At 67.0% G+C, this 12447-nt stretch carries 14 protein-coding genes; 4 read left to right on the forward strand and 10 right to left on the reverse strand.

Translation table 11 applies throughout. The annotated features are described in order from the left end of the window. Positions 1 to 6: 6 nt before the first annotated feature. The 7 genes from BXA07_RS09180 to BXA07_RS09210 form a co-directional block, all read right to left on the reverse strand. A complete protein-coding gene (locus BXA07_RS09180) occupies positions 7 to 918 on the reverse strand; it encodes a LysR family transcriptional regulator (RefSeq protein ID WP_244556229.1) in 912 nt (303 codons plus the stop codon). Continuing rightward, positions 915 to 1811: an efflux RND transporter periplasmic adaptor subunit gene (locus tag BXA07_RS09185; protein WP_076567480.1), complete on the reverse strand. Its 897-nt coding sequence runs from the start codon at positions 1809 to 1811 to the stop codon at positions 915 to 917. The genes BXA07_RS09180 and BXA07_RS09185 overlap by 4 nt, the downstream gene beginning before the upstream one ends. 38 nt (positions 1812 to 1849) lie before the next feature. After that, positions 1850 to 2050 (reverse strand): DUF1656 domain-containing protein, encoded by a 201-nt coding sequence (locus BXA07_RS09190; RefSeq protein WP_071324889.1) that lies wholly within the window; start codon positions 2048 to 2050, stop codon positions 1850 to 1852. Further along, positions 2040 to 4181, reverse strand: a complete 2142-nt coding sequence (locus BXA07_RS09195; RefSeq protein ID WP_076567481.1) for an FUSC family protein — start codon at positions 4179 to 4181, stop codon at positions 2040 to 2042. The genes BXA07_RS09190 and BXA07_RS09195 overlap by 11 nt, the downstream gene beginning before the upstream one ends. Before the next feature lie 10 nt (positions 4182 to 4191). After that, on the reverse strand, positions 4192 to 4698 hold the full coding sequence (locus BXA07_RS09200) for a MarR family winged helix-turn-helix transcriptional regulator (protein ID WP_076567483.1): 507 nt from the start codon (positions 4696 to 4698) through the stop codon (positions 4192 to 4194). Positions 4699 to 4761: 63 nt separating this feature from the next. Then, positions 4762 to 6174 (reverse strand): efflux transporter outer membrane subunit, encoded by a 1413-nt coding sequence (locus BXA07_RS09205; protein WP_076567484.1) that lies wholly within the window; start codon positions 6172 to 6174, stop codon positions 4762 to 4764. A gap of 131 nt (positions 6175 to 6305) precedes the next feature. Beyond that, positions 6306 to 6623 carry a DUF4148 domain-containing protein gene (locus BXA07_RS09210; RefSeq protein ID WP_076567486.1) on the reverse strand — a complete coding sequence of 106 codons (318 nt, stop codon included), beginning with the start codon at positions 6621 to 6623 and terminating at the stop codon, positions 6306 to 6308. Between the two features lie 284 nt (positions 6624 to 6907). On the opposite strand from BXA07_RS09210, the gene BXA07_RS09215 reads away from it, so the two are divergent. The 3 genes from BXA07_RS09215 (at position 6908) to BXA07_RS09225 (ending at position 8219) form a co-directional block, all read left to right on the forward strand. Next, positions 6908 to 7237 carry a hypothetical protein gene (locus tag BXA07_RS09215; RefSeq protein ID WP_076567488.1) on the forward strand — a complete coding sequence of 110 codons (330 nt, stop codon included), beginning with the start codon at positions 6908 to 6910 and terminating at the stop codon, positions 7235 to 7237. Positions 7238 to 7362: 125 nt separating this feature from the next. After that, positions 7363 to 7668 (forward strand): hypothetical protein, encoded by a 306-nt coding sequence (locus BXA07_RS09220; protein WP_244556230.1) that lies wholly within the window; start codon positions 7363 to 7365, stop codon positions 7666 to 7668. An 86-nt stretch (positions 7669 to 7754) separates the two neighbouring features. Beyond that, positions 7755 to 8219, forward strand: a complete 465-nt coding sequence (locus BXA07_RS09225) for a DUF2244 domain-containing protein (RefSeq protein WP_076567491.1) — start codon at positions 7755 to 7757, stop codon at positions 8217 to 8219. 13 nt (positions 8220 to 8232) lie between these two features. On the opposite strand, the gene BXA07_RS09230 is transcribed toward BXA07_RS09225, so the two are convergent. Both BXA07_RS09230 and mgrA read right to left on the reverse strand, forming a co-directional pair. Then, positions 8233 to 8718: a hypothetical protein gene (locus tag BXA07_RS09230; RefSeq protein WP_139335502.1), complete on the reverse strand. Its 486-nt coding sequence runs from the start codon at positions 8716 to 8718 to the stop codon at positions 8233 to 8235. A gap of 73 nt (positions 8719 to 8791) precedes the next feature. Beyond that, positions 8792 to 9832: an L-glyceraldehyde 3-phosphate reductase gene (gene mgrA / locus BXA07_RS09235; protein WP_076567494.1), complete on the reverse strand. Its 1041-nt coding sequence runs from the start codon at positions 9830 to 9832 to the stop codon at positions 8792 to 8794. 120 nt (positions 9833 to 9952) lie between these two features. Between mgrA and BXA07_RS09240 the strand changes: the two genes are divergently transcribed. Continuing rightward, complete coding sequence (locus BXA07_RS09240; RefSeq protein ID WP_076567496.1) at positions 9953 to 11515, forward strand: CYTH and CHAD domain-containing protein; 1563 nt, start codon at positions 9953 to 9955, stop codon at positions 11513 to 11515. 18 nt (positions 11516 to 11533) lie between these two features. On the opposite strand, the gene BXA07_RS09245 is transcribed toward BXA07_RS09240, so the two are convergent. Then, on the reverse strand, positions 11534 to 12412 hold the full coding sequence (locus BXA07_RS09245) for a Kdo hydroxylase KdoO (protein ID WP_083708118.1): 879 nt from the start codon (positions 12410 to 12412) through the stop codon (positions 11534 to 11536). Between the last annotated feature and the right edge of the window lie 35 nt (positions 12413 to 12447).

The raw sequence follows: 12447 nt of genomic DNA on the forward strand, positions 1-12447 counted from the left end.
CGGCCGTCAGGCTTGCAGGCCGGCGAACTGCCGCACGAGGAAGTCGGCCAGCAGGGCGACGCGCGGCGGCGGGAAGCGGCTGCGCCGGTACAGCAGGTGCAAGGGGACGCTGTCGGCAAAGTAATCGTCGAGTACCGTCTGCAAACGCCCCGCGCGCAGGTCGTCGCCGATGTCGAGCAGGGATTTATAGGCATAGCCATGGCCGGCCACGGCCCAGCGGCGGATGATTTCGCCGTCGTTGCTGTGCCAGGCGCCTTGCGGGCGCAGGCTGTGGCGCTTGCCGTCCTCGCGGTAGCGCCAGTCCTGCGGCGCGCCGTCGCCGGCCGTCAGCACGAGCGTGGGCAGCAGCGCCAGGTCGCGCGGCGCGGCCGGCAGGCCCACTCTGGCGGCCAGCGCGGGCGCCACGCACACGACGCGCCGGCCCGTGTGCAGCAGGCGCGCCACCATCTCGCTGTCGGGCAGCTCGCCGTAGCGGATGGCCAGGTCGATATCGTCCTGCACCAGATTGGCCGTCATGTCCGTCAGGGTCAGCGCATGGCGCAGCTGCGGGTGCAGCGCGGCAAAGCGGTCGAGCATGGGCAGCAGCAGCTGGCGGCCGATGTCGGACGGCGCCGAGATGCGCACCAGGCCGCGCACGGCGCCGCCGCCCCCGTGCAAGCCGTCTTCGGCCTGCGCCAGCAAGTCCAGCGCCTGCTCGCTGTACTGGCGGTAGTGCAAACCTTCTTCCGTCAGGCGCAGCTGGCGCGTGGTGCGCTCGAACAGGGTGGCGCCCAGCGCCGCTTCCAGGCGCGCGATGGCGGCGCTGGCGGCGGCCGGCGACAGGCCGTGCTTGCGGCCGGCCGCGGAAAAGCTGCCCAGCGCCGCGGCGTCGAGGAACAGCGCGATTTCCGCCAGGCGCCCGGCGCCGCCGCGCATCATGCGGGGTGCGCGGCGGCCGGCTTGGGCGCGGGCGCGGAATGGGGCGTGATGACCACGGTGCAGGTGGTGCCGGCCACCAGGATCTGGTCCTGCGGCTGTTCGTCGATGTGGATGCGCACGGGCACGCGCTGGGCCAGGCGCACCCAGTTGAAGGTGGGATTGACGTCGGCCAGCAGTTCTCGGCCCGTGGCGGCGTCGCGGTCGGTGATGCCGCGCGCGATGCTTTCGATGTGGCCATGCAGGGTGCCGCCGCTCATCAGATTCATTTCCGCTTTGTCGTCCTGCGCCAGCATGCCCAGCTTGGTCTCTTCGAAGTAGCCGACGACGTAGTACGAGGCGCTGTCGATGACGGCCAGCTTGGCCGCGCCGACGGCGGCAAAATCGCCCTTGTGCACGTTCAGGTTGGTGACATAGCCGCTGACGGGGGCGCGCACGGTGGTGCGTTCCAGGTTCAGTTGCGCCAGCGCGCGGGCGGCCACGGCGGCCTGCACTTGCGACGAGGCCGAGGTGGCGGCAAAGGCGGCGCTTTCGCGGCTTTCCGTGGAAATGATGCTGGCGTCCAGATTGGCGCGGCGCTGCGCTTCCTTGCCGCGGCGGCCCAGCTCCGTCTTTTGCGCGGCCAGCACGGCGTCGGCCTGGGCCAGCGCGCTGACGTAGCGCTCCCTGTCGACGACGAACAGCACGTCGCCCTTCTGCACCACCTGGTTGTCGCGCACCAGCACGTCCGTGACGGTGCCGGCCACGTCGGCGCTGATGTTGACGATGTCGGCCTTGATGCGCCCGTCGCGCGTCCATGGAGACTCCATGTAGCGGTCCCAGACGGTCTTGCCTATCCACAGGGCTGCGGCCAGTAGCAGCAGGGTGATTGCATAGCGTGTCAGTTTGCTTACCATGTCGGCAGCCTTTCCTTGATCGGGTTGAACAGTTTTTTTTATTTGTAAAGCGACAGGGCCAGCGCACCGAAGATGGCGATGAAGATGCACAGCCGCGCCAGCGACGGGTGCCACACCATGCGGTACACGCCCAGCCAGCCCAGCACGCGGTCGAGCAGGGTTTGCAGGCCGATGCTGAGCAGGAACAGCGGCAGCAGGGTGGGAATCAGTATTCCGAACAGGGCGAATTCACGCGGCATGATGGTCTCCGGCGCCAGGCGCCATGTGGTCGAGCAATGAGGTGTAGATCGAGTGCAGGTCGACCAGCGCCGTCTGCAGGCGCAGGCTCCGTTCCGGCGCCGTATCGCTGGCTGCCTGGGCGGCGCGTACCACGGCGCCCGCCTGCAAGGTGGCCGCCAGCGCCGCCTGCAGCTGCGCATCGCCGCGCGTGCGCAGCCAGGCCGCAATGCTGTCGACGCAGTGCTGCAGGGCGGTGCGCGCGGGACTGTTGCCGGTGGCGCTGGCGATCAATTCGCGCAGCTCGATCACGGAATGGCCGATTTCCAGCAGCGTCAGGGCCTGGCGCACGACGGCGCGCGTGGCCTCGCCAGGCGCCGGGCCGGCCGCCGCATTGAGCTGGCTGAGCAGGTCGCGCACGCGGTTGTCGAAACGGTGCTTGACGCGCCGCGCGGGGGCCGTGCATGCATGCAGCGCTTCGCGCCACAGGGCCCGGCCGATATGGTCCTTGTGGCCCATGGTGTGCTCGGGCAGCAGCACGGCAAACACGAGGGCGGCCAGCATCAGGCCGACGATCAGCGCCATGCCCGTGTTGAGAAAGCCGGCGCCGTCGACGCGCATGACGTTCAGCGGCGCCATCTGCGTGATGAAGGTGGACACGCCCAGCCCGACACCCAGCTTGGCGGGATTGGTCATCAGGTACAGGCCGACGGCGAGGAACGGTGCAAAACTGAGCACCAGCATGGGGAAGCCGTCGCCGTGCAGCAGCACGAAATACACGCAGACGAGCGACAGGGGCATGGCGATCAGAAAGCCCGTCAGCACTTGCCGGATCATCATGATGGGACGCGGCGAGGACGAGGCCAGCGCGCAGAACACGGCCGCCATCAGCATGGCCGTGCCGGCGTAGGACCAGGCGAGGAAGTAGGCGCCCAGGGCCAGCAGGGCCAGGCTGATGCCGGCGCGCGCGCCGCTGGCCAGCACCAGCGCGGGCGGCGTCTTGGGCGCATATGCCTGCGGCGTGCTCACTTCCAGCGGCGTGTCGTGCGCCAGGCTGAAATACACTTCGTGAAAGCGGCTCATGTCGCGCGCGAAGCGTTCGAGCAGCTCGCAGACGGTGTCGAAGTCGATCTGCTGCGCGTGCTTGATTTGCGCCACATCAATGTCGGCGCGCGCCTGCGCCAGCGCCGTCTGCAAATGCCGCTGCATGGTGTCAAGCGAATCTTGCGAAGGCGTCGCCTGCAGCGCCTCGGCGACGATGGCGTACAGGGGCGCGCACGCCTGCATGACCTGGGTCTCGCCATCGCGCTGCAGGCGGTCGAACAGGCGGTGGAAGGTATAGAAGGTGGTCAGCGCCGCCATGAAGGTGGCGTTGAAGGCGTGCAGCTTGCGGTTTTGCGCGCGCACGTGGCTCACCTTGCTGGTCACTTCGAACAGCGCGGCCGAGCGGCCCAGTTCCAGCGCCGCCACGTCGGCGGCGAATTGCAGATGCGTCAGTTCCACTTGCGCCGGCGTGAGCTTTTGCTGCAGCACGTCCTGGCAAAAGGCGAGGAACTTGCCGTAGCGGGCCTGTACCGTGCGCATCACCTGCGTGCCCTGGTGGCGCGGCAGCAGCACGCTGGACACGGCCGCCGAGCAGATGATGCCCAGGCCCACTTCGGCCACGCGCGTGACGGCCAGCGAAAACACCTGCGTCGGCTGCTCGATGGCGGGTAAGACGATCATGCAGGCCGTGTAGCCGGCCAGCACGTACACGTAGGACTGGGCGTTGCGGTGCAGGGCCGAGCCGCTCGTGCACAGGCCCACCCACAGGGCCAGGCCGGCGAACAGCAGCACCGGCTGCTGCGGGAACAGACCGATCAGGGCCAGCGCGGCCGTGCAGCCGAGCAGGGTGCCGCACAGGCGGTAAAAGCTTTTTTCCAGCACCATGCCGCTGCTGGGCAGGGCCAGGATGATGGTGGTGGTCATCGCCGTGCTCGGTGAATCGAGGCCCAGGCGGTAGGCCAGCCACAGGGCGCAGAACGACGCGATGAGGGTCTTGCCGACGTAGATCCAGCGTTCGCCTTCCGTCTGGCGCCAGTCCTGCAGCGCCAGCGCCAGCCAGTGGGCCGCCCTGGTCAGGGGACCATATGTAGGTGTTGTGGCTGGCGTCATCGATAGGCTATCAGTTCTGGTTGTTGAGATTGTTGAGGTTGCGCAACTGGCGCATGTACAGCTTGTCGAGCACTTGCAGCTCTTCTTCCGTGAAGCCTTCGTACAGGGCCGAGGTTTCCTCGTACACGTCGGGCAGCGCCGTTTCGATCAGGGCGCGGCCCTTGTCGGTCAGCGAGATCATCACGGAGCGGCGGTCGCCGGGGCGCGTGCCGCGGTGGATCAGGCCACGCGTTTCCAGGTCGTTGCACACGCGCGTCAGGTTGGCCGGCTTTTCGTGACAGGCCATGCCCAGGGTGCAGGCGTTCGAGGTTTCGTCGTCCGTGCCGTACAGCACGGCCAGCACCATGTAGCTGGCGTCGACCAGGTCGTGCTTCTTCAGCGCGGCATTGGTCAAGTCCTTCATGCCTTTTTGAATGTGGTACGTCATGCGCAGCAGGCGCATCAGTTCCATGGGGAAGCCTGGCATGCGCGTGCGGATGTTTTGCAGCCGCTTGGAGGTGGCGTCAAAAGCGGTCATGTCATTTCCTTCATGTGTGAATAAAGCTCCGATTGTATCTTGTTGGGCTATGGCAACGCGAGCCTAGATGCCGCCTCCCAACGCATTCATCAAGGAAACGTACAGATCGAGCTCGCGCGCCCCATTCTGCGCCTGCTGCTGTTCTTCCGCCAGCAGCGCCACTTGCGTGTTGAGCATGTTGATGGCGTCGCTCATGCCGGCCTTGTAGGCCTTTTCCGCCAGGTCGCGCGCGCGCTGGGCCGTGGCCAGCGCCTGCACGGTCAGCTGGTGCTGCTTGGCCAGCGATTGTGCCTTGGCAACGGCGTTGGCCACGTCCGACATGGCGTTGATGACGGTGGCGTTGTACTGCTCCACGGCGCCGTCGTAGATGGCCGTCTGGCTGCCCAGCTGGGCGCGCAAACGGGCGCCGGCGAAGATGGGCAGGCTCAGCGCGGGAGAGACGCCGCGGATATCCGAGTTGGCGTCAAGAAAATGGCTGAAGCCGAAGGCCTGGAAGCCGGCAAAGGCCACCAGGTTGACGTTCGGGTAGAACTCGGCCTTGGCGGCGTCGATGCGCTGCGCCGCCGCTTCCACTCTCCAGCGCTGGGCGGCGATGTCGGGACGGCGGCCGATCAGGTCGGCCGGCAGGGCGGCGGGAATGGCCAGCGGCTGGTCCAGGCGCAGCACGGGGCGCGTGAGCGCCGCGCCGGCGCCCGGCCCCTTGCCGGCCAGGGCCGCCAGCTGGTTGCGCAGCAGGGCCAGCGATTCGGCCGACTGCTCCAGCTGGCGGCGTCCCGCGGGCAGGGTGGTTTCGATCTGCGCCACGTCTATGTCCGTGCCGATGCCGGCTTGCTTGCGCTGGCGCGTGATGTCGAGGATGCGCGCGCGCTGCGCCAGGCTGCGCTCGATCACGTCCTGCAGCTGGAATTCATACGACAGCTGGATGTAGGTGCGCACCAGCGCCGTTTCCAGGGCCAGGCGGGCCATCTGCGATTCGGCCGACGCCATCTGCACGTCGCCCAGCGCGGCGGACAGGGCGGCGCGGTTGCGGCCCCACAGGTCCAGGTCGTACGAGGCCGTGACGGTGGCCTGGTTGCGCCACGCGTAGTTGCCGGCCAGCGGCGCGGGCGTGCTGCCGTGCTGCGAATACAGTTCGCGGTTGATGGAGACGTTCGCGTCCGCCTGCGGGCGGGTCCTGTCTTCCGCCGCGCCGGCCAGCGCCTCGGCCTGGCGCACGCGCGCCTGGGCGCCGCGCAGGGTGGGGCTGTCGGCCAGCGCCTGCTCCATCAAACGGTTCAATTGGGGGTCATGCAAGTCTTGCCACCATTGCGCGCGCGGCCATTGTATGGCGGTGCTGGCGGCCGCATCCATGGCCTGGCTGCCCTGCAGGGTATTGGCGTCGAGCATGGCCGATTGCGGCGCGATATGGCCCATGTCGGCGCAAGCGCTCAAGGCAAGGATCAGGCTGGCGGCAAGCAGACGGCGGTGCAGGGACATGCAGGAACTCCGGGAGAGATATGTCGGGGGGAGTGCGGGGAAATCACAGCTCGCCGCGGTGAGCTTCGGGAGTGGCCCGAGTGCTGCGCCGCAACTGAGTTGTTACTGACTGAAACCGGCTGACTGGTTTCTTATTGCACGACGTGCTTGGCCGTTTGCGCGACATCAAAGTCCGCTTCCGTTTGCGGGATCAGGCCAGCCTTGCGGGCGGCGTAGAACTCGGCCATGACTTGCTCGCGCGTCACCTTGCTGGCGGCGGTGGCCGGCGTTTTCGGATAGTCGACTTCGCTCGTGGCGATTTCGCCGGCGTTGCGGGCACGGATGTATTCGGCCGTAACTTGCTCACGGGTCAATTGCTGGCCCGTGGCGGCAGGTGCGGCGCTCTGGGCGAAAGCCGAGGTGGCGGTGGTGATGGCAAACAATGCTGCGATCAGTGATTTGGCTTGCATGATAAGACTCCAATATGTGCATGATGGCTGGGTGAATGGGCCGGCTCGCCACGTACCGGTCGGTCCGGCCGCGCCGCGCGGGTGGCGCGGCACTGCCGACGAAGCAGTTTCTGGATGAGAAGATGCTTACTTGAATTAACTATAGCAATGAATAGTACATTTGTGAAGTAATTTTTAAAAATAATTGTGCGGTGCCGCATTTTTCCCTCGGAAAAGGCCGTGCTGGCGTGCGCCACCGGCCGGGCCAGGAGAGTAAGCTGGTTCTTTGTCAACGGGAGTCAGCCATGAGCAGCAGCACACTCGATCCGGACAACTTGCCCCTCACCCCCGACCGCGTCCTGGGCAGCGGCCATGGCAAGGGCGCACTGGGGCCCAGCGACAGTTCCGACAGCGGCAGCGACATGCAGGGCGTGCCGGGCCAGGACCCGGAAGAGCTCGACAACGACAGCGATGCGGCCGGCACGGGCGACCGGGCCGGCGTCGAGCCGCGCAATACGGCGCCCGATGGCGGCGACATCGATGTCGATCATGTGGAAAATCTGGCGCCCGTGCAGCCGGCGGACGGCCGTGAAGACGGGGAGCGCCTCGCGGGCGCGCCGGCGCCGCGCCCTTGATCCACGTCGCTGCGCGAATTGCCGCCGTTTTGCCGCCATCGGCGTAAAATGAGGGCAGGGCGGCACATGTCCCGCCATGGCCAGCCGGCCCGCACAGGATAGGATGCAAGAGGATGCAAACGCAGATGTCGGAAGACAAAGAAAAGAACTTGATGTCGATGTACCGCGAGACGCGGCCGCGCGAGTTTTTCGGTGAAAAAAGCAGCACCAATCACCTGGCGTGGAGCTTGCTGGTGATCTTGCTGGCGCTGCTGTTCTGGCTGGGCGTGGCCCTGTCGGCCGCGGAAAACCAGCGCTACGCCTTGGAGACCCAGGCATGCCAGGATCGCGTATTCCCGGCGGAAATCGATACATCTTGTTTGAAGCAGGTCAAGTCGCGCGACCATTGGTGGCAGCACGTGGGCCACGCGCTCGTGCATCTGGGCGCCTGAGCCTGGCCTGAAGGAAGCGCCGGCAGGCGGCTGGACGTGCCGGGTGTTTCGCCCGAAAGGGCCGATGCGATATTGCGGGAGGCGCCATGCCACGCGATAGTTCGCGTGAACAGCCGCAATGGCTGTTTACGCGCCACAGGGCATTGACGACGCGCCAGTTGCTGCGCGCCTATGGTTTGCTGTGCCTGTTCTCCATGGCAATCGCCGTCGCCTTTGCGCTGCGCGGTCTCTGGTATATCCCCTGTTTTTCATTTGCCGAACTGAGCCTGGTGGCCGTGGCCCTGCTGTACTACCGGCGCCACGCGCACGATTACGAGCACATTGCCTTGCGCGACGGCATGCTGATTGTCGAGCAAGTGAGCGCCGGGCATTGCCGGCGCAGCAGTTTTTCCCCTTGGCATACGCGCATCGTGGTGCCGCAGGGCAGCCGCCAGCTGATACGCATCGGTGACGGCGCCGCCCAGGTCGACGTGGGCGTCTTCGCCACGCCCGAGCGGCGCCAGCAGGTGGCCCGCGAGTTGTGTGCGCTGCTGCCCGATCCGCCGCCGTGACGGTGCTCCGGCCCTATTTGGGACCGTAAAACTGAAACGTTTGCGCCACCAGCAGGGTCGTCGGAAAGCCGGTCATGCTCTTGAACTCCCTGACGCCGATAATCTTGTAGGCGCCGGCCTGGAATGGCTCGCCTTCCTCCCAGCTGAGGTCTTTCATGGCGAACTGCAGCAGGTGCTTGTCGTTGTAGCGGTAGCTGAAGATGGTGTAGGCGCCGACGCGGCTGGTGGCGACGAAGCGTTCGTCCTGCGCGTCGGCGATCAGCAGGATGCCCGGATAACGCCCGATGCCCGCCTCCTCGTTCTGGATTCTGAGGATCACGTCGGTAAAACTGCATTCGGCGTCGCGGATCTTGTCGCGCTTGCCGGCGATCTGCATGACCTCGTCGTAGCTCTTGTTATGCACGATCGACCAGCGGGGCGAGTCGCAATAATTGCCCGCGTGGACGTTGGCGGCGCAGGATAGCAGCAAACAAAGGGTGAGGACGGGGATGGCTTGCATGGGACCTTGGGGTGGATGTTGGGCGGCGCTAGTCTACCTGCTGGCTGCCGCCGCCACAAGCGCGGGGCGACCCTCACCTGGCCCGCGACGGGCCTTCCCACAGGTTGACATGGCCTTCGCGCGCCTGCACGTCGATGGCGGCCAGTTCTGCGGCCGTAAACGTCAGTTGCTGCAATGCGGCCACGTTTTCGCGGATTTGCGCGCTGCTGCTCGCGCCGATCAGGGTCGAGGTGACGCGCGGATCGCGCAGCACCCAGGCCAGGGCCATCTGCGCCAGGGTTTGCCCCCGCTGCGCGGCGATCTGGTTCAGCGCGCGCACGCGGGCCAGGTTTTCCGCGCTCAGGTGCTGTTGCAGCAGCGAGCCGCCGCCGGGGCGGTTGACGCGCGCATCCTGCGGCACGCCATCGAGATATTTGTCGCTGAGCAAGCCCTGCGCCAGCGCCGTGAACGTGATGCAACCCATGCCTTCTTGCTGCAAGGTATCGAGCAAGCTGTCTTCCTCGATCCAGCGGTTGAGCATGTTGTAGGCCGGCTGGTGGATCAAACACGGCACTTTCCACTCCCTCAGCAGGGCGGCCGCCTCGGCCGTCTTTTGCGGCGAATACGAGGACAGGCCCACATACAGTGCCTTGCCCTGCTGCACGGCGGTGGCCAGCGCGCCCATGGTTTCTTCCAGCGGCGTGTCGGCGTCGTAGCGGTGCGAATAAAAGATGTCGACGTAATCGAGGCCCAGCCGCTGCAGGCTCTGGTCCAGGCTGGCCAGCACGTACTTGCGCGAGCCGCCGCCCTGGCCGTACGGGCCGGGCCACATGTCCCAGCCCGCCTTGGTGGAAATGATCAGCTCATCGCGGTAGGGCAGGAAATCGTCGCGCAGCAGCTTGCCGAAATTGCTTTCCGCGCTGCCATACGGCGGGCCGTAGTTGTTGGCCAGGTCGAAATGCGTGATGCCCAGGTCGAAGGCCGTGCGCAGCATGTCGCGCTGCGAGGCCAGATTGTTGCTGTCGCCAAAGTTGTGCCACAGTCCCAGCGACAGCAGCGGCAGTTTCAGTCCGCTGCGCCCGCACGTGCGGTATTGCATGCTGTCATAGCGGTTCTCGGCGGCGTGGTAGGTCATGGCATCTCCTTGTAAATGAATCGCCTATTTTGGCGCAAAATCAAGGCGTGCGTGCGTGCGCCTTGCACGCCACCGGGCGCGCCGTACAATAGGTGATCGGGATTCTCGCAAGGAGCGGTCATGGAAATCGAATTGAAATTGCTGCTGGCGCCGGAAGATGCGCCCCGGCTGCGCACCCACCCGCTGCTGGCGCAGTATGCGTCAGGCCAGCCGCAGTTGCTGCAGATGCACGATATCTATGTCGACACGCCCGATTTGCAGCTGTGCCGCCACCAGGCGGGCTTGCGCGTGCGCCAGGTGGACGGACGCTGGATGCAGACCCTGAAGGCGGGCGGCACCGTCAGCGGCGGCTTGCACAGCCGCCACGAGTGGGAGGGTGACGTGCCGGGGCCGGCGCCCGACCTCGACGCGCTCGATTCGGCCATCGGCCGCAAGCAGCCCGTTGGCGCGCTGCTGCGCCAGCAAGCCGTGCGCGACGGCTTGCAAGCCGTGTTTACCACGCGCATGGAGCGCACCGTCTGGCAGCTGCGCACGCCGCAGGGCGACGAAATCGAGTGCGTGCTCGACCAGGGCGTGATCGAGAGCGGCGGCAGCGACGCGGACGGCACCGCGCGCAGCGTGCCCGTCAGCGAAATCGAACTGGAATTGAAGCGGGGCCAGGCGTCCAGCCTGTTCGACGTGGCGCTGTCCCTGCTGCGCGACGTGCCCCTGACGCTGGGCCACATGAGCAAGGCGGAACGCGGCTATCGGCTTGCCGCATCGCAACCATTGCAAGCCGTCAAGGCGCAGCCGCTGGCGCTGGACGCGGCGATGACGGTCGAGCAGGTATTCCAGGCCATCGCCGGCAATTGCCTGGAACAGGTCAGCGGCAACCAGGATGGCGTGGCGGGTGGCGAGGACGTGGAAAGCCTGCACCAGATGCGCGTGGGCTTGCGCCGCCTGCGCTCGGCGCTGGGCATGTTCAAGGCGCTGCTGGCGCTGCCGGAGGGGCTGCAGCAGGAGCTCGATTGGCTGGGCGGCGCGCTGGGCGAGGCGCGCGACTGGGACGTGCTGGCCGGCCAGACGCTGGCGCGGCTCGACGGCGAGGCGGCTGCCGATGCGGCGGCGCTGGCGCAGGCGGCGCACGCGCAGGCGCGGGCGGCGCACGCGCAGGCCGCCCAGGCCGTCGCTTCGTCGCGCTATACGGCCTGGATGCTGGGCGTGCAGCGCTGGTTGCAGGCGGGCGAGTGGCGCGCCAGCCGTACGCCGCGCCAGCTGCAGCGGCTCGATGCGGGCGTGCTGGGCTTTGCGCGCAAGACCCTGCGCGCAGACCAGCGCCGCCTGATGAAGCGGGGCCGGCGCCTGCTGCATGCCACGCCGCAGCAGCGCCACAAGGTGCGCATTGCCGCCAAGAAGACGCGCTATGCGACGGAGTTTTTCGCCTCGCTGTTGGCGGGCCGCGCCGTGAAACCGTATGTGGGGCGCCTGTCGGCCCTGCAGGATGAACTGGGCTGGCTCAACGATGTGCAGGTGGCGGACCGGCTGTTGCAGCAGTTGCCCGATGGCCAGGCTGGCCACGCCGAGCTGCGGCTGCACGCGGCCTTCGTGCGCGGCTACCTGGCGGCGCGCGCCCAGTCGCAGGGCGCCGATGGGCGCATGCACAAGGCCTGGCGCCGTTTCAAGGCCGTGCGCCTGCCCGTCTGAGTCCGCATGGCCGCGGTGCTAGCCGCTGCGCCAGGCCAGCGGGCGTCGCAACTGGCGCTCGAGGATGGCCAGCGGCGACTTGTCGGGCGCGGCCATGGCGCCCACGGGCAGCAGCCAGGTTTGCTCCAGCGCATGTTGTCCCCGCAGGGCAGCGTGCGATACGGCGTCGCTGAAGACGATCCACGTCTGGCCCGGCGCGAATGCGTGCGTCTGCTGTTCCACCTGCGCCTGGTAAGCGAGATCGGCCTTCATGGCGTCGTGCAGTTGCAGCATGTAGTGGTCGTAGGGCGTGCGCCGCGACTTGGTGACGTGCAGCCGATGCAGCAGCGCCGCCAGCACGGGCTGCGGACGCTTTGCAAGGGGTAAAAAATGCTGCGCCACCTGTTCGAACGGCGCGCCCAGTTTCCACACGCGGGGCGCGTCGCGCGGATGGATGTTGGTGAAGACGCGCAAGATGCGTCGGCCCTGCGTGGGCGAGGAGGGAAAGCTGTCGATGTGCAGGCGCGTGTCATCCTTGCGCCAGGAGGTGACGCGGCCGGCGACTTCCACGGGACGGAAGCTGCCCTTGCCTTGTTGCAAGTGGGGCAGGTAGCGGGGCAGCAGGCTGGCCAGCAGGCTGCGCGTGTGATGCGCATAGCGCTGCATCAGTGCGGCCAGCAGGGCCGCATCGTGGGCATCGCCCTGGCCCCGCACGCCGCGCGCCGGGTCCCAGCTGATGTTCTTGGCGCTGCCGGCCGTGCCGTTGAGCAGCGGGTATTCTTCCTTCTGCAAGGGAAATGCGAGGTCCGGCAGCACGATCACGCGGCCGTCTTCGAGCGCCTGCAAGGCCGTCTCCTGCTGTGCCGGGCTGGCACGGGCATCCCAGTGGCTGAGTGAAATGTCGACAAGCTTGCTCATGGACATGGCGCGAAAAAGGAATCGGAGCCGCCAGT

The sequence above is a fragment of the Janthinobacterium sp. TND4EL3 genome (assembly GCF_900156175.1).
Classification (GTDB): domain Bacteria; phylum Pseudomonadota; class Gammaproteobacteria; order Burkholderiales; family Burkholderiaceae_D; genus Janthinobacterium.

Excerpts from the sequence above, each read along its gene's own strand:
- BXA07_RS09180 (WP_244556229.1), bottom strand. The coding sequence starts at position 918 with ATGATGCGCGGCGGCGCCGGGCGCCTGGCGGAAATCGCGCTGTTCCTC.
- BXA07_RS09185 (WP_076567480.1), bottom strand. The coding sequence starts at position 1,811 with ATGGTAAGCAAACTGACACGCTATGCAATCACCCTGCTGCTACTGGCC.
- BXA07_RS09190 (WP_071324889.1), bottom strand. The coding sequence starts at position 2,050 with ATGCCGCGTGAATTCGCCCTGTTCGGAATACTGATTCCCACCCTGCTG.
- BXA07_RS09195 (WP_076567481.1), bottom strand. The coding sequence starts at position 4,181 with ATGACGCCAGCCACAACACCTACATATGGTCCCCTGACCAGGGCGGCC.
- BXA07_RS09200 (WP_076567483.1), bottom strand. The coding sequence starts at position 4,698 with ATGACCGCTTTTGACGCCACCTCCAAGCGGCTGCAAAACATCCGCACG.
- BXA07_RS09205 (WP_076567484.1), bottom strand. The coding sequence starts at position 6,174 with ATGTCCCTGCACCGCCGTCTGCTTGCCGCCAGCCTGATCCTTGCCTTG.
- BXA07_RS09210 (WP_076567486.1), bottom strand. The coding sequence starts at position 6,623 with ATGCAAGCCAAATCACTGATCGCAGCATTGTTTGCCATCACCACCGCC.
- BXA07_RS09215 (WP_076567488.1), top strand. The coding sequence starts at position 6,908 with ATGAGCAGCAGCACACTCGATCCGGACAACTTGCCCCTCACCCCCGAC.
- BXA07_RS09220 (WP_244556230.1), top strand. The coding sequence starts at position 7,363 with ATGTCGGAAGACAAAGAAAAGAACTTGATGTCGATGTACCGCGAGACG.
- BXA07_RS09225 (WP_076567491.1), top strand. The coding sequence starts at position 7,755 with ATGCCACGCGATAGTTCGCGTGAACAGCCGCAATGGCTGTTTACGCGC.
- BXA07_RS09230 (WP_139335502.1), bottom strand. The coding sequence starts at position 8,718 with ATGCAAGCCATCCCCGTCCTCACCCTTTGTTTGCTGCTATCCTGCGCC.
- mgrA (WP_076567494.1), bottom strand. The coding sequence starts at position 9,832 with ATGACCTACCACGCCGCCGAGAACCGCTATGACAGCATGCAATACCGC.
- BXA07_RS09240 (WP_076567496.1), top strand. The coding sequence starts at position 9,953 with ATGGAAATCGAATTGAAATTGCTGCTGGCGCCGGAAGATGCGCCCCGG.
- BXA07_RS09245 (WP_083708118.1), bottom strand. The coding sequence starts at position 12,412 with ATGAGCAAGCTTGTCGACATTTCACTCAGCCACTGGGATGCCCGTGCC.